Origin of the sequence: Pseudomonas sp. C2B4, from assembly GCF_013359695.1 — a bacterium.
Taxonomy (GTDB): domain Bacteria; phylum Pseudomonadota; class Gammaproteobacteria; order Pseudomonadales; family Pseudomonadaceae; genus Aquipseudomonas.
Genome location: NZ_JABFMU010000022.1, coordinates 1 through 18,846, shown reverse-complemented (window position 1 = coordinate 18,846; position 18,846 = coordinate 1). Strand labels below are relative to the sequence as shown.

Here is an 18,846-nt window from a genome sequence, read left to right as displayed (position 1 = left end):
CCACGGGGTTCTACGGAAAGCCGTGAAGTCTACCGCTCATACAGAATAATTTACAGTGGCGCGACAGCTTATGACGACGAAGCGACAGATTATGTCGAGAGCGCGACGATGACCAATCGGTCAGGACGTTGCCGAAGCGGCCGGTTTCGTGGCTTGAGGGGCCACTTGTTCCGGTGGTGCTCCCCGCTCCAGGCGTACGGCGACCCGACGATTTTTCGAACGGTTGGCATTGTTGGTATTGGGGGCCAGCGGGTAGCGCTCACCATGAAAGCGCATCGTGATCTGCGATTCCTGCACACCGTTGGCCTTGAAGAATTCCATGACCGCCAGCGCCCGGCGGCGTGACAGGTCACGGTTGGTCAAGCGATTGCCGCTGTTGTCGGAATGGCCGTCCAGTTCGATGTGATTGACCGTCGGATCGGCCTTCATGTATTCCAGCATCACCTGCAGCCTGGCTTTCGCGGCCGCATCCAGATCGATACCGCCACCCGGGAAACCCACCTCGGATTGCTTCACCTGGTCGAAGTTCTGCGGCAACAGTTTGGCTACGCAACCCTGATAGTCGGCAAACGCCTTGTTGAATCTGACTGGCAACAAGCGCACTTCCGATACTCGGCCATCACCCGAGGAATGGCGGACGACCGGACTGCGTCCATCCATCAGGCCACTGATCAAACGCCCGGCCTGAGCCTGTGAACTGTTGAACAATACATTGCCGCTGCCGATTCTCACCGTGCCCAGATTGATGTCGCCTCGCCCCGGCTGCCAGGGTGCGGCGGCGGCCAGCAAGGTGGCCGAACCGCCGCCCATCATGGCGTTGTATGCATTCAGACGAAACGTCGCCTGCTCGCCAGCACGGCGCACGAACTGCCCCGAGCCGAAATCGGTGATTGGCTGAGTCAGGCGGCACTCGAACTTGTCGCCTTCTACCGTCCACTCGATGCTCTCCAGACGGGTCTGGAAAGTGAGCGCCATCGCGGGAAGGCTGGCAAACACACTGAGCAAGGCTAAATAACGCTGGCGCACGGGAGGCTCCACTGGCTTCTACAACAAAAAGACCGACACACAGATGTTTACGGCATACCTGTTGGATATCGGAAGCTTGCCGCAAAACTTGATAGCGAGTGCCTGCAAGAGTCTTTTCCGGTAGCATTCCCTTGAGTTTGACCCGCCTGGAATCCCCTCATGTCCGACCGCCTGACCCTGCTGCGTCCCGACGACTGGCACATTCATCTTCGCGATGGTGCCGTGTTGACCAATACCGTCGCGGATGTCGCGCGCACCTTTGGTCGCGCCATCATCATGCCCAACCTGGTACCTCCGGTCCGCAATGCGACCGAGGCCGACGGCTATCGCCAGCGGATTCTCGCTGCCCGCCCGGCCGGCAGCCAGTTCGAACCACTGATGGTTCTGTACCTGACCGACCGCACCCAACCTGAAGAAATTCGCGAGGCCAAGGCCACCGGTTTCATTCACGCCGCCAAGTTGTACCCGGCCGGTGCGACCACCAACTCGGATTCTGGCGTCACCAGCATCGACAAGATCTTCCCTGCACTCGAGGCCATGGCCGAAGTGGGAATGCCCTTGCTGATCCACGGTGAAGTCACCCGTGGCGATGTCGACGTGTTCGACCGCGAAAAAATCTTCATCGATGAACACATGCGCCGTGTGGTCGAGCGTTTCCCGACCCTCAAAGTGGTGTTCGAACACATCACCACCGCTGACGCCGTGCAGTTCGTCAATTCGGCCTCGGCCAACGTGGGCGCGACCATCACCGCGCATCACCTGCTGTACAACCGCAACCACATGCTGGTAGGCGGGATTCGTCCGCACTTCTATTGCCTGCCGATTCTCAAGCGCAACACCCATCAGGAAGCCCTGCTCGACGCCGCCACCAGCGGCAGCGAAAAGTTCTTCCTGGGCACCGATTCGGCGCCTCACGCCCAGCACGCCAAGGAAGCCGCCTGCGGTTGCGCTGGCTGCTACACCGCCTATGCAGCCATCGAGATGTATGCCGAAGCCTTCGAACAGCGCAATGCGCTGGACAAACTCGAAGCCTTCGCCAGCCTCAACGGCCCGCGCTTCTATGGCCTGCCGGCGAACACCGATCGCATCACCCTGGTTCGCGAAGAGTGGACCGCCCCAAGCAGCCTGCCGTTTGGCGAGCTGACCGTTATCCCGCTGCGCGCCGGTGAAAAACTGCGCTGGCGCCTGCTGGAGGAACACGCGTGAGTGAAGACCATTTCGACGACGAACAGGAAGGTCAAGGCGGTGGAGGCGGTCCCCGTCATCCAATGGCCGCCCGGTTCCGTGGTTACCTGCCCGTTGTCGTCGACGTAGAAACCGGTGGCTTCAACTCGGCCACCGACGCGCTGCTGGAAATCGCCGCGACCACCATTGCCATGGATGAAAAGGGTTTTGTTTACCCGGATCACACCTACTTCTTCCGCGTCGAGCCTTTCGAAGGTGCGAATGTCGAAGCGGCGGCCCTGGAGTTCACCGGCATCAAGCTCGATCACCCACTGCGCATGGCGGTGAGTGAAGAAACGGCGCTAAACGATATCTTCCGCGGTGTGCGCAAGGCGCTCAAAGCCAACGGTTGCAAACGGGCAATCCTGGTGGGGCACAACAGCAGCTTCGACCTGGGTTTCCTCAACGCCGCGGTCGCGCGCCTGGACATGAAGCGCAACCCGTTTCATCCGTTCTCCAGTTTCGACACCGCCACCCTCGCTGGCCTGGCCTATGGCCAAACGGTACTGGCCAAGGCCTGTCAGGCAGCCGATATCGACTTCGACGGTCGCGAGGCCCATTCGGCTCGTTATGACACCGAGAAGACCGCCGAGCTGTTCTGCGGCATCGTCAATCGCTGGAAACAAATGGGCGGCTGGGAAGATTTCGACGATTGATCCGTCGCAGGAATCCCGCCCATAAAAAAACCGGCCTCGAGGGCCGGTTTTTTTGTACCTGCTTTTTGTAGCAGAAGCGTGTGCCTTACAGCGCAGCAGCGTGCTCGGTCAGGTATGCCGCGACGCCTTCTGGCGAAGCGTTCATGCCCTTGTCGCCTTTTTTCCAGTTGGCAGGGCAGACTTCGCCGTGCTCTTCGTGGAATTGCAGAGCGTCGACCAGACGCAGCAGCTCTTCCATGTTACGGCCCAGTGGCAGGTCGTTGACGATCTGCGAACGGACAACGCCTTTGTCGTCGATCAGGAACGCGCCACGGAAAGCCACGCCATCAGCGGACTGTACGTCGTAGGCCTTCATGATGTCCTGCTTGATGTCGGCAGCCATGGTGTAACGAACTTCGCCGATACCGCCATTGTTGACCGGGGTGTTGCGCCACGCGTTGTGGGTGAAGTGCGAGTCGATCGACACGGCGATCACTTCAACGTTGCGTGCCTTGAACTCGGACATGCGGTTGTCCAGAGCGATCAGCTCCGACGGGCAAACGAAGGTGAAGTCCAGTGGGTAGAAGAACACCAGGCCGTATTTGCCTTTGATGGCCGAGGACAGGGTGAAGCTGTCTACGATTTCGCCATTGCCGAGTACGGCCGGTACGGTGAAGTCAGGGGCTTGTTTGCCTACGAGTACGCTCATTGGATATCTCCTGGTGTAGAAACGTGTAAAACCGGGTTTGCGCCAGCCTGCCACCCTCAGGCGACAGCCCTGTGACACCCACCCGCTTCGAAAAGACCGGCCATCATACACTGCGTGTTTGGCCTGTCTTTAACGGTTTTTCCCGCAGGCGTAAAAAACGCAGGGCGAATGTTGCGCCCTGCATCCCTTCAAGACACCGTTCGTCAGACCTCGAAAAAGCCCCCCGAAAGCACTTTGACAATCATTCTCGTTAACATTAAGATCCATCGCATTCGAGACATAAACGAGCGACGGTCTTCACTTATGTATGTTTGCCTCTGCACCGGCGTCACCGACGGCCAAATCCGCGATGCGATCTATGAAGGATGCTGCAGCTACAAGGAAGTCCGCCAGGCCACCGGCGTTGCCAGTCAATGCGGTAAATGTGCCTGCCTCGCCAAGGAAGTGGTTCGCGAAACCCTGACATCGCTGCAGACGGCCCAGGCCGCAATTCCTTTTCCTGCAGAATTTACAGCAGCATAAAAAGCCCCTTATTCAAAGAACCGGACTGATGTCCGGTTTTTTTATGCCTGAAAATCAACTGCTTAGACTCTAGACGCGGAACACAAACATTCTTATTCCGATTAATTTTCATTTATTATTCAATAACTTAAGTTTGACACCCTTAGTTGTGCGGCTCAAACTCTGCCTTATAGACGGCTAACAAAGGGCAGGACCCCATCATGAAAGGCGACGTTAAAGTCATCCAGCATCTCAACAAGATCCTTGCCAATGAGCTGGTCGCAATCAATCAATACTTCCTGCACGCACGCATGTATGAAGATTGGGGCCTGAACAAGCTCGGCAAGCACGAATACCACGAATCCATCGACGAGATGAAGCACGCGGACAAGCTGATCAAGCGCATCCTGTTCCTGGAAGGCCTGCCGAACGTCCAGGACCTGGGCAAGCTGCACATCGGCGAGCACACCAAGGAAATGCTTGAGTGTGACCTGCGTATCGAGAAGACCGGCCACAAAGATCTTAAAGAGGCCATCGCCTTTTGCGAAACGGCTGGCGACTTCGGTAGCCGCGACCTGCTTGAAGATATCCTTGAGTCCGAAGAAGAACATATCGACTGGCTGGAAACCCAACTTGGCCTGATCGACAAGATCGGTATCGAGAACTATCTGCAATCGCAGATGGGCGACGACGAATAAGTTCTACGTCGTTAAACTTGATGCAATAAAAAGCCCCGCTCTCTATTGAAGAGGCGGGGCTTTTTATTGCCTGCTCTTGTAGGAGCGAGCTTGCTCGCGATGGTCGTTAACGATAACGCGGGGAGTCTGTTTCCCCGCGGTTTTCTTGAGTCCATCGCGAGCAAGCTCGCTCCTACAGGAGGGGGATCAGGCTTCGGTTTTGGCTGCTGCGGCTTTAGCGGCAGCGTCTTTGATCAGCGCCTGCAACGAACCATCAGCCGACATCTCGGTCATGATGTCGCTACCGCCGACCAGTTCACCCGCGACCCACAGCTGCGGGAAGGTTGGCCAGTTGGCGTATTTTGGCAGGTTGGCGCGGATTTCCGGGTTCTGCAGGATGTCCACGTACGCAAACTTTTCACCGCAAGCCATCACGGCCTGGGCGGCTTTCGCAGAGAAGCCACACTGCGGGGCATTCGGCGAGCCTTTCATGTAAAGCAGAATGGTGTTGTTGGCAATCTGCTCTTTAATCGTTTCGATGATATCCATGGAGCACCTCGGCTGAACTTTCCGACTCATGGGTCGGCACGGTGGCGCATTGTAACGGAAAGCCGAGGGCCATGCTCGGTCTCTCCGTCAGATACGATCAAGCCGCCGCCACGGTCACCGGAACACCGTTCAATGCCGCATTTCCCGACAATTCATCGAGCTGACATTCATCTGTCAGGTCATTGGCACTGGACCCCGGCTGGCCACTGGCAATGGTCATCTGCACACCCGGCCGTGCATGGCCCCAACCGTGCGGAAGGCTGACCACACCCTTCATCATATCCAGACTGCCCAGCACTTCCACTTCGATCACCCCGACCCGGGAACTGACCCGCACTCGCTGCCCGTCACTCAACCCGCGACTGGCCAGGTCTTCCGGGTGCATCAGCAACTGATGGCGGGGCTTGCCCTTCACCAGGCGGTGATAGTTGTGCATCCACGAGTTGTTGCTGCGTACATGTCGACGGCCGATCATCAACAACTCATCGGCGGCCGGTGCCTGCAACGCGGTAAAGCGTGCGAGGTCGGCAAGGATCACGTCAGGCGCTGCCTGTACTCGCTGATTGGCGGTTTTCAGGCGTGGCGCCAGGTTGGGCTTGAGCGCACCCAGATCGACGCCATGGGGATGATCGAACAGCGTCGTCAACGACAGCTGATGCTCCGAAGCATCGCCATACATTCCCATGCGCAAACCGCGATCAATCATCTGGGCTGGGGCAATGGTCGGTTTCAGTTCCTTGCCGGTCTTTGCTGCAAATGCCTTCGCGAGCCCGACGAAAATCTCCCAGTCGTGCAGCGCCCCCTGGGGTTTAGCGAGGATGGCGCGGTTGAACCGACTGACGTTGCGCACCGCAAACATGTTGAAGGTGGTGTCGTAGTGATCGTTTTCCAGCGCCGAAGTAGAGGGCAGGATCAGGTCGGCATACCGGGTGGTTTCATTGATGTACAAATCGACACTGACCATGAACTCGAGCCCGTCCAGCGCCTGCTCCAGCTGACGGCCATTCGGGGTGGACAACACCGGATTGCCCGCCACGGTAATCAGCGCGCGAACCTGCCCTTCTCCTTCGGTCAGCATCTCCTCGGCCAGGGCCGACACCGGTAGCTCGCCGGCGTATTCCGGGCGTCCGGAAACCCGACTCTGCCACACATTGAAATGCCCACCCGACGTGGAGGCCACCAGGTCCACCGCCGGCTCGGTGCACAACGCCCCGCCCACGCGGTCGAGGTTGCAGGTGACCAGGTTGATCAACTGCACCAGCCAGTGGCACAACGTGCCGAATGCCTGGGTCGAGACGCCCATGCGACCGTAACAAACGGCGCTCGGCGCTGCGGCGAAGTCCCGTGCCAACTGGCGGATCTGTTCGGCCGGCACCGCACACAGCGGGCTCATGGCCTCGGCGGTGAATCCGGCGATGGCCTCGCGCACCTGGTCCAGACCATCAACCGGCAAATGGCTGCCGCGGGTCAGGCCTTCGGCGAACAAGGTGTTGAGCAGGCCAAACAACAATGCCGCGTCGCCACCCGGGCGCACAAACAGATGCTGATCGGCAATGGCCGCCGTTTCGCTGCGACGCGGATCGACGACCACGACTTTCCCGCCCCGGGCTTGAATCGCTTTCAAGCGCTTTTCCACATCCGGCACGGTCATGATGCTGCCGTTGGAGGCGAGCGGATTACCACCAAGGATCAGCATGAAGTCGGTGTGATCGATATCCGGAATCGGCAGCAACAAACCGTGTCCGTACATCAAATGACTGGTCAGGTGATGGGGCAATTGATCAACCGAGGTGGCAGAAAAGCGGTTGCGGGTTTTCAACAAGCCGAGGAAGTAATTGCTGTGAGTCATCAGCCCGTAGTTATGCACGCTGGGATTGCCTTGATAGACCGCCACCGCGTTGTTCCCATGGCGCTCCTGAATCGCCGCCAGGCGCTCGGCCACAAGGGTGAACGCGTCATCCCACTCGATGGGCTGCCATTCGCTGCCCACCCGGCGCATGGGTTGATGCAGGCGATCGGGATCGTTCTGAATATCCTGCAGGGCAACAGCCTTGGGACAGATGTGCCCACGACTGAACGTATCCAGGGGATCACCCTTGATCGAGGTGATTTGTACGTTGCCGGCTTCGACCTCGGTGGTTTCGATGGTCAGGCCGCAGATGGCTTCACACAGGTGGCAGGCACGGTGATGGAGAGTCTTGGTCATGGCCAGTCTCTGTCTTGTTCTGGGCGGACGATAACGGCCGCGGGAACAAAACTATGGCGCCTGCCCCACCACTGCGCCAGCGACGTTCGTCTTGTGAATTGGCGGCCATCAGGGCAACCGATGGCGGCTGCCGGTCAACCCGACGGCAGCCTCGGCGGCGCATGCAACTGGATGTCCTGGATGGTTTCGATTTGCTCGTGGGCGACATGCACACCGGTCAATTCGCCGATCAGCCGCCAGTGATCGTCAAGCCCGGTACTGATAGTGGCCATGCGGTCGATCATGCGCCGTCCGGCGTCACGGGTGACCGGATCGTTGCTGCGCAGAAGTTCAAACGACATCGACGTCATGGAGGCGGTCAGATGAGTCAGGGAGCGTGCCGTGAGGCCGAGCAATTCCATGAGCTGCTGTTCTTTCGATTCCATCGCGGAGGCTTCCTGCGTCGCTGGTGATTTATTTATAACCCAGCACGTTGCATTAGCAAGTGGTTCAGACGGGACGTGCTGTTCAGGAACGGTGCGAACAACAGGTCGGAAACCGACCACAAGTACCCCACCACCGCCCCTCTTGATTGCCAAGCTGCGCAGGCGCGGTGTACAAATGCTTGGCTGCAGTCAGGAAACAGGCTTCAAAAGCGCTACTGCGGTTATCCCGTAGCCCCTCTGAAATCCCCTAAAAACCGTAGCCCTATTGGTAAGACGCGACATTTAATTATAAGATCGCGCCTTCCCCTATTTCGTCGCCCCGTGCGGCTTACGCCGCAGGTCTCGCCCGTTGTTCCGTTAAACAAGGCTTTGAGCATCTGCGGTTTGTAGCAAAAAGGTAGTCAATGATGAGCGCAAGGCACTTTCTCTCCCTGATGGATTGCACGCCCGAAGAGCTGGTCAGCGTGATCCGTCGAGGCGTTGAGCTCAAGGACCTGCGTAACCGCGGCGTACTGTTCGAGCCCCTGAAAAACCGCGTGCTCGGGATGATTTTCGAGAAGTCCTCGACCCGCACCCGCATTTCCTTCGAAGCCGGGATGATCCAGCTCGGTGGCCAGGCAATCTTCCTGTCCCCGCGCGATACCCAGCTGGGTCGTGGCGAGCCGATCAGCGACGCCGCCATCGTCATGTCGAGCATGCTCGATGCGGTGATGATCCGGACCTTTGCCCACAGCACCCTGACCGAATTCGCCGCCAACTCGCGCGTCCCGCTGATCAATGGCCTGTCCGACGACCTGCATCCGTGCCAGCTGCTGGCCGACATGCAGACCTTCCTCGAACACCGCGGCTCCATCCAGGGCAAGACCGTGGCCTGGATCGGTGACGGCAACAACATGTGCAACAGCTATATAGAAGCGGCGATCCAGTTCGACTTCCAGTTGCGCATCGCCTGCCCGGAGGGCTACGAGCCGAATCCGAAATTCTTGGCCCTGGCCGGCGATCGGGTGACCATCGTGCGCGATCCGAAAGATGCCGTGCGCGGCGCTCACCTGGTGAGCACCGATGTCTGGACCTCCATGGGCCAGGAAGAAGAAACCGCCAAGCGCCTCGAGCTGTTTGCCCCGTACCAGGTCAACCGCGCCCTGCTCGACCTGGCTGCCCCGGACGTGCTGTTCATGCATTGCCTGCCGGCCCACCGTGGCGAAGAAATCAGCGTGGACCTGCTCGACGACCCGCGCTCGGTAGCCTGGGATCAAGCTGAAAACCGTCTTCACGCACAAAAGGCCCTGCTCGAGTTTCTGGTCGAGCCGGCGTACCACCACGCATGAGCCAGCCATTACTACTTAACCTGCGCAACCTCGCCTGCGGCTATCAAGACCAGCGCGTGGTGCAGAACCTCAACCTGCATTTGAATGCCGGTGATATCGGTTGTCTGCTGGGCTCTTCCGGTTGCGGCAAGACCACCACGCTGCGCGCCATTGCCGGCTTCGAACCGGTGCACGAAGGTGACATCCAGCTGGCCGGCGAGACGATTTCCAGCGCCGGGTTCACGCTCGCGCCGGAGAAACGCCGCATCGGCATGGTGTTCCAGGACTACGCGCTGTTTCCGCATTTGAGCGTGGCCGACAACATCGCCTTCGGTATTCGCAAGCATCCGCAAAAGGATCGCGTCACCGAAGAGCTGCTGGAACTGGTCAACCTGAAAAACCTCGGCAAACGCTATCCCCATGAGCTTTCCGGTGGCCAACAGCAACGTGTCGCCCTGGCCCGCGCCCTGGCACCGGAACCGCAACTGTTGCTGCTCGACGAACCATTCTCCAACCTCGATGGTGAATTGCGCCGCAAGCTCAGCCACGAGGTACGTGACATTCTCAAGGCCCGTGGCACCAGCGCGATTCTGGTCACCCACGACCAGGAAGAAGCTTTCGCGGTCAGCGATCACGTCGGCGTGTTCAAGGAAGGCCGGCTGGAACAGTGGGACACGCCCTACAACCTGTATCACGAACCGCTGACACCCTACGTGGCCAGCTTCATCGGCCAGGGTTACTTCATCCGCGGTCAGTTGAGCAGCCCGGAGTCGGTACAGACCGAACTGGGTGAACTGCGCGGCAACCGTGCCTACACTTGGCCGGTCGGTGGTGCGGTGGATGTACTGCTGCGTCCGGACGATATCGTTTATGCGCCGGACAGCGCCTTGAAGGCGCGGATCACTGGCAAGTCTTTCCAGGGTGCATCGACGCTGTATCGCCTGCAAATGCCGACTGGCGCGCAACTGGAATCGATCTTCCCGAGCCATGTCGATCATCAGGTCGGCGCGGAGGTAGGTATTCGAGTCGCGGCGGAACACTTGGTGTTGTTCCAGGCGAGTGGCAGCATGGCAGCGCAGATTCCAATCGTGGAATCCGGCGTGCGGCGCTACAGCACCGCCAGCTGATAAGCACAGACCCAAAGTGGGAGCGGGCTTGCTCGCGAAAGCGTCCGGTCAGTCAAATCATCGCTGACTGACACAGCGCCTTCGCGAGCAGGCTCGCTCCCACATTGGAGACGGTTTCTAACCCAGAAAAAAAGTTCCGCTGGCCACCAGCGTCGCATTCCCGCCGATTTTCACCCGATCCCCTTCCAGCCGGCAAAACAACTCCCCGCCTCGCGCCGAACACTGGTAAGCCGTCAGGCTCGATTTGCCCAGGCGCTTGGCCCAATACGGAATCAGGCTGCAATGAGTCGATCCCGTCACCGGGTCTTCATTGATGCCAATGGCCGGGGCGAAATAGCGCGACACGAAATCCTGTTTGCTCCCCCGGGCAGTCACGATGGCGCCCAGCCAGGGCAGCTTCGCCAGGGCAACCATGTCTGGCTTGCAGTCCAGCACGGCCTGCTCGGACTCCAGCACCACAAACAGCTCATTGGAACCCAGCACATCGACAGCTTCCACGCCGAGTGCGCGCTCGACATCCAGGGTCACGCCCACTTCCGACGGCACGATCGCCGGAAAGTCCAGCCACAGGCGCCCACCTTCACGGCTCACGCTCAGCGGGCCGGACTTGCAGGTGAAATCCAGGCGCTCGACCGGCTCCTTATGGATTTCAAACAAAACATAAGCACTGGCCAAGGTCGCATGACCGCACAAGGGCACTTCGGTGGTCGGGGTAAACCAGCGAATGTGCCAGCCCTGCCCTTCGCGCACGACAAAAGCGGTCTCGGCCAGATTGTGCTCGGCGGCGATTTTTTGCATCAACTCGTCAGCGAGCCAGGCGTCCAGTCGATAGACCATTGCCGGGTTACCGCTGAAGGGGCGATCGCTGAACGCATCGACCTGATGAAACTCAAGTTGCATAACATTCTCCCTTTGTCAGGCCACCGAGCATGAAGTCGTCGAATAAAACACACCAGTGACAGACCGGCGTTATTTCCACCATACAGCGGCGCGAAATCTGTCAGGCACGACCGATATCGGCGAATTTGGCCTGGGTGTGTTCGGCCAATACAGCCGGTGCCAGCTCGACCTCCAGGCCGCGTCGGCCGGCGCTGACAAAAATGCTGGAGAAAGGCTGGGCCGAATTATCGATAAAGGTGCGCAAACGCTTCTTCTGCCCTAATGGGCTGATACCGCCCAACAGGTATCCGGTCGAACGCTGTGCAGCAGCCGGGTCGGCCATTTCGACTTTTTTCACGCCAGCCGCGTGGGCCAGGGCCTTCAAATCCAGGCTTCCACCTACCGGCACCACCGCCACCAGCAACTCACCTTTTTCACTGGCCGCCAGCAGGGTCTTGAACACTTGCGCCGGGTCCAACCCGAGCTTCTCGGCGGCTTCCAACCCGTAGGACGCGGCCTTCGGGTCATGTTCATAACTGTGCACTCGGTGTTCGGCCCGAACCTTTTTCAACAAATCCAATGCGGGTGTCATGACAGCTCCAGACTTGGCGCAGTAAAAAATGCTGCGCCGGATTCTAGGACATTGGTCCACAAAAGGCTCTATCGCAGCGTCGTTACAAAACGTCAGTCACATCCTTATGAGTCGATTTCGACCGCCCAGCGACGCAATCATTCATGGAACGAATAGTTTCTTTGTGACCGACGGTTCACTTTCGACCTTTGACAGCAGTGTTTCTTGTCTATATTTTTTCGTTTCTGAAACTGTACGAAAAGTCTTACCGCAGTGCCCAGCTGTAAACCGGGAACAGGATGGGGATCCTGCCTCGGTGAAAAACGCGCTTTGCCCCAATGGGAATGCAGGCGCCAGACAAGAAAAAAATGAGGTTTCAATGACAACTGCTTTACAACAACCGTCACTCTCGAGCCAATGCATGGCCGAGTTTCTGGGTACTGCGCTGTTGATCTTCTTTGGTACGGGGTGTGTTGCCGCGCTCAAGGTCGCGGGTGCCAGCTTTGGCTTGTGGGAAATCAGCATTATCTGGGGCGTCGGCGTCAGCATGGCGATCTACCTGACAGCCGGGGTGTCCGGCGCTCATCTCAATCCGGCCGTCAGCATCGCGCTGTGCATTTTCGCCGACTTCGAAAAGCGCAAACTGCCGTTCTATATGCTCGCCCAGGTCGCTGGCGCCTTTTGCGGTGCCTTGCTGGTGTACACGCTGTACAGCACTCTTTTCTTCGATTTCGAACAAACGCACCACATGGTTCGCGGCACCGAAGCCAGCCTCGAGTTGGCCTCGGTGTTTTCCACCTTCCCCAATCCCAGCTTGTCCACGTCCCAGGCCTTTCTGGTCGAAGTCATCATCACCGCCATCCTGATGGGCGTGATCATGTCACTGACCGACGATAACAATGGCCTGCCCAAGGGGCCGCTGGCTCCCCTGCTGATCGGCCTGTTGATTGCGGTGATTGGCAGCTCGATGGGGCCGTTGACCGGCTTCGCGATGAATCCCGCCCGTGACTTCGGCCCTAAACTGATGACTTTTTTCGCTGGCTGGGGTGACATTTCCTTCACTGGCGGACGCGATATCCCCTACTTCCTGATTCCGGTATTTGCACCGATTGTCGGCGCCTGCCTCGGTGCCGCGGCTTATCGCGGGGTCATCGCTCGCCACCTGCCAAGTGCGATACCCGCGACACAGAACTCAACACCGGCCATTGACGGCAAACCACGAATTTCTTGATACCGTTGGCGCATGATCCTGCCAAACAGATCGCGCGCCAGACTTCAGCCCCCTTATTTCGTCCAAGGCAATCGACATGACCGACACTCAGAATAAGAACTACATCATTGCCCTCGATCAGGGTACGACCAGCTCCCGCGCGATCATTTTCGACCGCGACGCGAACGTGGTCTGCACCGCTCAGCGCGAGTTCGCGCAGCATTACCCGCAAGCCGGCTGGGTCGAACATGACCCGATGGAAATTTTCGCCACTCAGAGCGCCGTGATGGTCGAGGCCCTGGCGCAAGCCGGCCTGCATCACGATCAGGTCGCGGCCATCGGCATCACCAACCAGCGTGAAACCACCGTGGTCTGGGACAAGAACACCGGGCGTCCGATATACAACGCGATCGTCTGGCAGTGCCGACGCAGTACCGAGATCTGCCAGCAACTCAAGCGCGATGGCCATGAGCAGTACATCAGCGAGACCACTGGCCTGGTCACCGATCCTTATTTCTCCGGCACCAAGCTCAAGTGGATCCTCGACAACGTCGAAGGCAGTCGTGAACGCGCACGCAATGGCGAGTTGCTGTTCGGCACCGTCGACAGCTGGCTGATCTGGAAATTTACCGGCGGCAAGGTACACGTCACCGACTACACCAACGCCTCGCGCACCATGCTCTTCAACATCCATACCCTGGAGTGGGACGCGAAGATGCTGGAGGTGCTGGATATTCCGCGTGAAATGCTGCCAGAGGTGAAATCGTCCTCGGAAATCTACGGCCGCACCAAAAGCGGCATCGCCATCGGCGGTATTGCTGGCGACCAACAGGCGGCGCTGTTCGGCCAGATGTGCGTGGAGGCCGGCCAGGCGAAAAACACCTACGGCACCGGTTGCTTCCTGCTGATGAACACCGGTAACAAAGCCGTGAAATCCAACCACGGCATGCTCACCACCATCGCCTGCGGCCCCCGTGGCGAAGTGGCTTATGCGCTGGAAGGCGCGGTGTTCAATGGCGGCTCCACCGTGCAGTGGTTGCGCGACGAATTGAAGATCATCAACGACGCCCACGATACCGAGTACTTCGCCAACAAGGTCAAGGACAGCAATGGCGTTTACCTGGTCCCGGCCTTCACCGGCCTCGGCGCACCGTACTGGGACCCCTATGCCCGTGGCGCGCTGTTCGGCCTGACCCGCGGCGTACGCGTGGACCACATCATTCGTGCAGCGCTGGAGTCGATTGCCTACCAGACCCGCGACGTGCTCGACGCCATGCAACAGGACGCCGGCGAACGCCTCAAAGCCCTGCGCGTGGATGGCGGTGCGGTGGCGAACAATTTCCTCATGCAGTTCCAGGCCGACATCCTCGGCACCCAGGTCGAGCGCCCGCAAATGCGCGAAACCACGGCACTGGGCGCCGCTTATCTGGCGGGCCTGGCCTGCGGTTTCTGGGGCAGCCTGGAAGAGTTGCGTGGCAAGGCCGTGATCGAGCGCCAATTCGAACCGACGCTGGACGAAACGACGAAGGAAAAACTCTACGCCGGCTGGAAAAAAGCGGTCAGTCGCACCCGTGATTGGGAGCCACAGGAAGGGGCTGAATAAGCCACAACGCAGACGGGTATCTGCATGTAACTGGCAGGGAGCGAATTCGTGCGGCATCATGGGCAAATTTTGCACGGCAGCCCAAAGGACGCCCCATGAATCTGCCTCCCCGTCAGCAGCAAATCCTCGAACTGGTCCGCGAGCGCGGCTATGTCAGCATCGAGGAAATGGCCACGTTATTCGTTGTTACCCCGCAGACCATTCGCCGCGATATCAATCAACTGGCGGAAGCCAACCTGCTGCGTCGCTACCATGGCGGCGCGGCTTACGACTCCAGCGTGGAAAACACCGCCTACGCCATGCGTGCCGATCAGATGCGCGATGAGAAGCAGCGTATCGGCGAAGCGATTGCGGCGCAGATCCCCGATCACGCCTCGCTGTTCATCAACATCGGCACCACCACCGAATCCATCGCCCGCGCGCTGCTCAATCACAGCCACCTGAAGATCATCACCAACAACCTGCACGTAGCCTCGATGCTCAGCGCCAAGGACGATTTCGATGTGCTGTTGACCGGCGGCAACGTGCGGCGCGACGGTGGTGTAGTCGGTCAGGCCAGCGTCGATTTCATCAATCAGTTCAAGGTCGACTTCGCCCTGGTCGGCATCAGTGGCATCGATGAAGATGGCAGCCTGCTGGACTTCGACTATCAGGAAGTGCGGGTATCCCAGGCGATCATCGCCAACGCGCGCAAAGTGATCCTCGCCGCCGACTCCAGCAAGTTCGGGCGCAACGCCATGATTCGACTGGGGCCGATCAGCCTCATCGATTGCCTGGTAACCGATCAGCAGCCTGTGCCGGCGCTGACGCAGCTGTTGAATCAGCACAAGATTCGATTGGAAGTCGTTTAACGCTCCACCCCTTCGTCGTTTGTCCCGACGCCTTCGCGAGCAGGCTCGCTCCCACAAGGGTTGCACTGAACCTGTGGGAGCGAGCCTGCTCGCGAAGGCGATCTGAAAAACTCCCTCCCTTTGTGCCTCTGCGCACACCAAATGTTCGAATATTTTCCTTTAACCGCCCTTCGATGAGTTTTTTCAATCGAAGCCGACTGGCTGTGCGCGTCTTTATGGGCTAATATTTTCGCAAATGAACATAAATGTTCGAATTCAAATACAGAAAATCAAAGAATTCCGAGGCCTTAGCCGATGCCCACTCCTACCTTGCCTACGCCCCCTCTCGCCGAGGTCTACGATATCGCCGTCATCGGTGGCGGGATCAATGGCGTGGGGATCGCAGCAGATGCCGCCGGCCGTGGCCTCTCGGTGTTCCTTTGCGAAAAGGACGATCTGGCCAGCCACACGTCCTCGGCCAGCAGCAAGTTGATCCACGGTGGCCTGCGCTACCTCGAACATTACGAATTCCGCCTGGTGCGCGAGGCGCTGGCCGAGCGCGAAGTGCTGCTGGCCAAGGCGCCGCATATCGTCAAGCAGATGCGTTTTGTGCTGCCGCATCGCCCGCACTTGCGTCCGGCATGGATGATTCGTGCCGGCCTGTTTCTGTATGACAACCTCGGTAAACGCGAACAACTCAAAGGCTCCAAAAGCCTGAAGTTCGGGCCGGACAGTGCCCTGAAAAGCGAAATCACCAAAGGCTTCGAATACTCCGACTGCTGGGTCGACGATGCGCGCCTGGTGGTGTTGAATGCCATGGCGGCCCGGGAAAAAGGCGCGCATATCCACACCCAGACCCGCTGTGTCAGCGCGCGTCGCAGCAAAGGCCTATGGCACCTGCACCTGGAACGTGCCGACGGCAGCCTGTTTTCGATCACCGCCAAGGCACTGGTAAACGCAGCCGGTCCCTGGGTGGCGAAGTTCATTCGTGACGACCTGAAAATGGAATCGCCTTACGGCATCCGTCTGATCCAGGGCAGCCACCTGATCGTACCAAAGCTGTACGAAGGCGAACACGCGCACATCCTGCAAAACGAAGATCAGCGCATCGTGTTCACCATTCCGTACCTGAACCACTTCACCCTGATCGGCACCACCGACCGCGAGTACACCGGCGATCCGGCAAAAGTGGCGATCACCGAAGGCGAAACCGATTACCTGCTGAAAGTGGTCAACGCCCACTTCAAAAAGCAGATCAGCCGCGACGATATCCTGCACAGCTATTCCGGTGTGCGTCCGTTGTGCAATGACGAGTCCGACAACCCATCGGCCGTCACCCGCGACTACACCCTGGCGCTTTCGGGCAGTGGCGAAGAAGCGCCACTGCTGTCGGTATTCGGCGGCAAGCTGACCACCTACCGCAAACTGGCCGAGTCGGCACTGGCGCAGCTGTCGCCGTACTTCAAGGACATCAAGCCGAGCTGGACGGCCAATGAAACCCTGCCGGGCGGCGAAGGCATGACCACCCCGCAAGCGCTCAGCTCGCAGATCCGCGACAAGTACGACTGGATTCCGACCGAAATCTCGCGCCGCTGGGCCACCACCTATGGCAGCCGGACCTGGCGCATGCTCGAAGGCGTACAAAACCTGAGTGATCTGGGCGAACACATCGGTGGCGGCCTCTACACCCGCGAAGTCGATTACCTGTGCAGCGAAGAGTGGGCCACCACTGCCCATGACATCCTCTGGCGTCGCAGCAAGCTCGGCTTGTTCACCACCGCTGCGGAACAGGACAAGCTCAAGGATTACCTGGGCAAGGTCGAACAGAACCGCAGCAAGATCGAAGCGGCCTGATCAAATACCTGAATACTGTAGGAGCGAGCTCTGCTCGCGATGGTCGTAAACGATAACGCGGGGAATCTGATTCCCCGCGGTGTTCTGTCGTCCATCGCGAGCAGGGCTCGCTCCTACAGGGGTGGTATCGCTGCGCTCAGTCGCGCAGATCCGACTCATGAATGGGCTGATCGCGATGGGTCGCCCGTTGGTATTGCGCCGGCCAGATGGCCTTGCGACCACCCAGGTCGTCGTCCGCATGCAGCGGCCAATAAGGGTCGCGCAACAGCTCGCGGGCCAGGAAGATGATGTCCGCCTGGCAGGTGCGCAGAATATGCTCAGCCTGCGCAGGCTCGGTAATCATGCCTACGGTGCCGGTAGCGATTTCGGCCTCCTTGCGCACACGCTCGGCAAAGCGCGTCTGATAGCCAGGCCCCGTAGGGATTTCCGCGTTGACTGCCGTACCACCCGACGAGACATCGATCAGGTCCACGCCAAGGGCTTTGAGGCGCCGCGCCAGTTCGACGGTTTCATCAGGGTTCCAGCCATCCTCCACCCAATCGGTGGCCGATACCCGGACAAACAGCGGCAATTCTTCAGGCCATACCCCCCGCACCGCTTCGCTGACCTGCAACACCAATCGGATGCGATTTTCGAATGAGCCGCCGTACTGGTCACGCCGCTGATTACTCAGGGGCGAAAGAAACTGATGCAGCAGATAGCCATGGGCCGCGTGCACTTCCACCACTTTGAAACCGGCGGTCAATGCACGTTTGGCTGCTTCGACGAACGCCTGAATGACATCGGCGATTTCGCTCTCTTCGAGCTGCTTGGGCTTTGTGTGTTCGGGGTCGAAAGCAATCGGTGATGGACCAACCGGCACCCAGCCGCCGTCTTCGGGCCTGACGCTGCCATGCTTACCGATCCACGGCCGATAGGTGCTGGCCTTGCGTCCCGCGTGAGCGAGCTGGATGCCGGCAACGCCGCCCTGAGCGGCAATGAAGCGAGTGATGCGTTGCAGGGGCTCGATCTGCTCATCGTTCCACAGACCAAGGTCTTGCGCGGTGATGCGCCCGTCGGCGGTGATCGCCGTGGCTTCGGTAAATACCAGCCCTGCCCCGCCGATGGCGCGGCTGCCGAGGTGGACCAGGTGCCAGTCATTGGCCAGGCCATCGACACTGGAATACTGGCACATCGGCGATACCGCGATGCGATTGAGCAGGGTCAGTTGGCGAAGGGTGTAGGGTTCAAGCAGCAGACTCATGGGGCACCTCTCGAATCAGTGGTCAGGCTCCAGGGTTCTGTTTGAAAGTCGACGAGTGACAGGAAAAAGGTACGGCACCCGCCCCCGCGGGCAAAAAAATGGACAAGACGTCACAAGGAAAATCAAGCAGTGATTAGAGCCTAGTCGACAACGGGGGACAGCGGAGGGTTCCAACGGATTCGGCGCACGGGAAATTGCTTTCGCGAGCAGGCTCGCTCCCACAGGGTCAGCGTATCCCCTGTGGGAGCGAGCCAGCGCGCGGGGGGGTCA

Annotated in this window: 18 protein-coding genes; 10 read left to right on the top strand and 8 right to left on the bottom strand. The window is 59.1% G+C overall.

What is annotated here, in order from left to right:
* Positions 1–120: 120 nt before the first annotated feature.
* Positions 121–1,026 carry an OmpA family protein gene (locus HNQ83_RS15805; RefSeq protein WP_175389825.1) on the bottom strand — a complete coding sequence of 302 codons (906 nt, stop codon included), beginning with the start codon at positions 1,024–1,026 and terminating at the stop codon, positions 121–123.
* Between the two features lie 159 nt (positions 1,027–1,185).
* Here HNQ83_RS15805 and pyrC point away from each other — a divergent pair, with 159 nt between their 5' ends.
* Together pyrC and rnt are read left to right on the top strand one after the other, a co-directional pair.
* Positions 1,186–2,232 (top strand): dihydroorotase, encoded by a 1,047-nt coding sequence (gene pyrC / locus HNQ83_RS15800; RefSeq protein ID WP_175389824.1) that lies wholly within the window; start codon positions 1,186–1,188, stop codon positions 2,230–2,232.
* Positions 2,229–2,906, top strand: coding sequence for a ribonuclease T (rnt, locus tag HNQ83_RS15795; RefSeq protein ID WP_175389823.1), 678 nt, complete (start codon positions 2,229–2,231; stop codon positions 2,904–2,906). Before pyrC ends, rnt begins: the two co-directional genes overlap by 4 nt.
* An 85-nt stretch (positions 2,907–2,991) precedes the next feature.
* On the opposite strand, the gene HNQ83_RS15790 is transcribed toward rnt, so the two are convergent.
* Positions 2,992–3,594 carry a peroxiredoxin gene (locus HNQ83_RS15790; RefSeq protein ID WP_137803873.1) on the bottom strand — a complete coding sequence of 201 codons (603 nt, stop codon included), beginning with the start codon at positions 3,592–3,594 and terminating at the stop codon, positions 2,992–2,994.
* Positions 3,595–3,897: 303 nt separating this feature from the next.
* Between HNQ83_RS15790 and HNQ83_RS15785 the strand changes: the two genes are divergently transcribed.
* Together HNQ83_RS15785 and bfr are read left to right on the top strand one after the other, a co-directional pair.
* Positions 3,898–4,116: a bacterioferritin-associated ferredoxin gene (locus tag HNQ83_RS15785; protein ID WP_096509240.1), complete on the top strand. Its 219-nt coding sequence runs from the start codon at positions 3,898–3,900 to the stop codon at positions 4,114–4,116.
* A 200-nt stretch (positions 4,117–4,316) separates the two neighbouring features.
* Positions 4,317–4,793, top strand: a complete 477-nt coding sequence (bfr, locus tag HNQ83_RS15780; RefSeq protein ID WP_175389822.1) for a bacterioferritin — start codon at positions 4,317–4,319, stop codon at positions 4,791–4,793.
* A 186-nt stretch (positions 4,794–4,979) separates the two neighbouring features.
* On the opposite strand, the gene grxD is transcribed toward bfr, so the two are convergent.
* The 3 genes from grxD to HNQ83_RS15765 all read right to left on the bottom strand — a co-directional run bounded on the left by grxD (position 4,980) and on the right by HNQ83_RS15765 (position 7,952).
* Positions 4,980–5,321 (bottom strand): Grx4 family monothiol glutaredoxin, encoded by a 342-nt coding sequence (gene grxD, locus HNQ83_RS15775; protein ID WP_007938922.1) that lies wholly within the window; start codon positions 5,319–5,321, stop codon positions 4,980–4,982.
* Between the two features lie 97 nt (positions 5,322–5,418).
* Positions 5,419–7,527: a molybdopterin oxidoreductase family protein gene (locus HNQ83_RS15770; RefSeq protein ID WP_175389821.1), complete on the bottom strand. Its 2,109-nt coding sequence runs from the start codon at positions 7,525–7,527 to the stop codon at positions 5,419–5,421.
* Positions 7,528–7,661: 134 nt separating this feature from the next.
* A complete protein-coding gene (locus tag HNQ83_RS15765) occupies positions 7,662–7,952 on the bottom strand; it encodes a hypothetical protein (protein ID WP_175389820.1) in 291 nt (96 codons plus the stop codon).
* 407 nt (positions 7,953–8,359) lie between these two features.
* Between HNQ83_RS15765 and argF the strand changes: the two genes are divergently transcribed.
* The gene (gene argF / locus HNQ83_RS15760; RefSeq protein WP_175389877.1) at positions 8,360–9,280 is read left to right on the top strand and encodes an ornithine carbamoyltransferase; all 921 of its coding nucleotides are present in this window, start codon (positions 8,360–8,362) and stop codon (positions 9,278–9,280) included.
* A complete protein-coding gene (locus HNQ83_RS15755; RefSeq protein WP_175389819.1) occupies positions 9,277–10,386 on the top strand; it encodes an ABC transporter ATP-binding protein in 1,110 nt (369 codons plus the stop codon). Before argF ends, HNQ83_RS15755 begins: the two co-directional genes overlap by 4 nt.
* 117 nt (positions 10,387–10,503) lie before the next feature.
* Here the strand turns inward: HNQ83_RS15755 and HNQ83_RS15750 are convergent, their stop codons facing one another.
* Both HNQ83_RS15750 and ybaK read right to left on the bottom strand, forming a co-directional pair.
* A complete protein-coding gene (locus HNQ83_RS15750; RefSeq protein WP_175389818.1) occupies positions 10,504–11,286 on the bottom strand; it encodes a PhzF family phenazine biosynthesis protein in 783 nt (260 codons plus the stop codon).
* 100 nt (positions 11,287–11,386) lie between these two features.
* Positions 11,387–11,857, bottom strand: coding sequence for a Cys-tRNA(Pro) deacylase (gene ybaK / locus HNQ83_RS15745; protein WP_175389817.1), 471 nt, complete (start codon positions 11,855–11,857; stop codon positions 11,387–11,389).
* A 358-nt stretch (positions 11,858–12,215) separates the two neighbouring features.
* Between ybaK and HNQ83_RS15740 the strand changes: the two genes are divergently transcribed.
* From HNQ83_RS15740 to glpD, 4 genes are all read left to right on the top strand, one after another.
* Positions 12,216–13,067, top strand: coding sequence for an MIP/aquaporin family protein (locus HNQ83_RS15740; RefSeq protein WP_175389816.1), 852 nt, complete (start codon positions 12,216–12,218; stop codon positions 13,065–13,067).
* Between the two features lie 76 nt (positions 13,068–13,143).
* Positions 13,144–14,649 carry a glycerol kinase GlpK gene (glpK, locus tag HNQ83_RS15735; protein ID WP_175389815.1) on the top strand — a complete coding sequence of 502 codons (1,506 nt, stop codon included), beginning with the start codon at positions 13,144–13,146 and terminating at the stop codon, positions 14,647–14,649.
* Between the two features lie 95 nt (positions 14,650–14,744).
* Entirely contained in the window at positions 14,745–15,500 is a 756-nt protein-coding gene (locus HNQ83_RS15730) for a DeoR/GlpR family transcriptional regulator (protein ID WP_095193067.1), read from the top strand.
* A gap of 294 nt (positions 15,501–15,794) precedes the next feature.
* Entirely contained in the window at positions 15,795–17,333 is a 1,539-nt protein-coding gene (gene glpD, locus HNQ83_RS15725; RefSeq protein ID WP_175389814.1) for a glycerol-3-phosphate dehydrogenase, read from the top strand.
* Between the two features lie 136 nt (positions 17,334–17,469).
* Here glpD and HNQ83_RS15720 read toward each other — a convergent pair whose 3' ends face one another.
* Positions 17,470–18,576: an NADH:flavin oxidoreductase/NADH oxidase gene (locus HNQ83_RS15720; protein WP_175389813.1), complete on the bottom strand. Its 1,107-nt coding sequence runs from the start codon at positions 18,574–18,576 to the stop codon at positions 17,470–17,472.
* Positions 18,577–18,846: the final 270 nt, after the last annotated feature.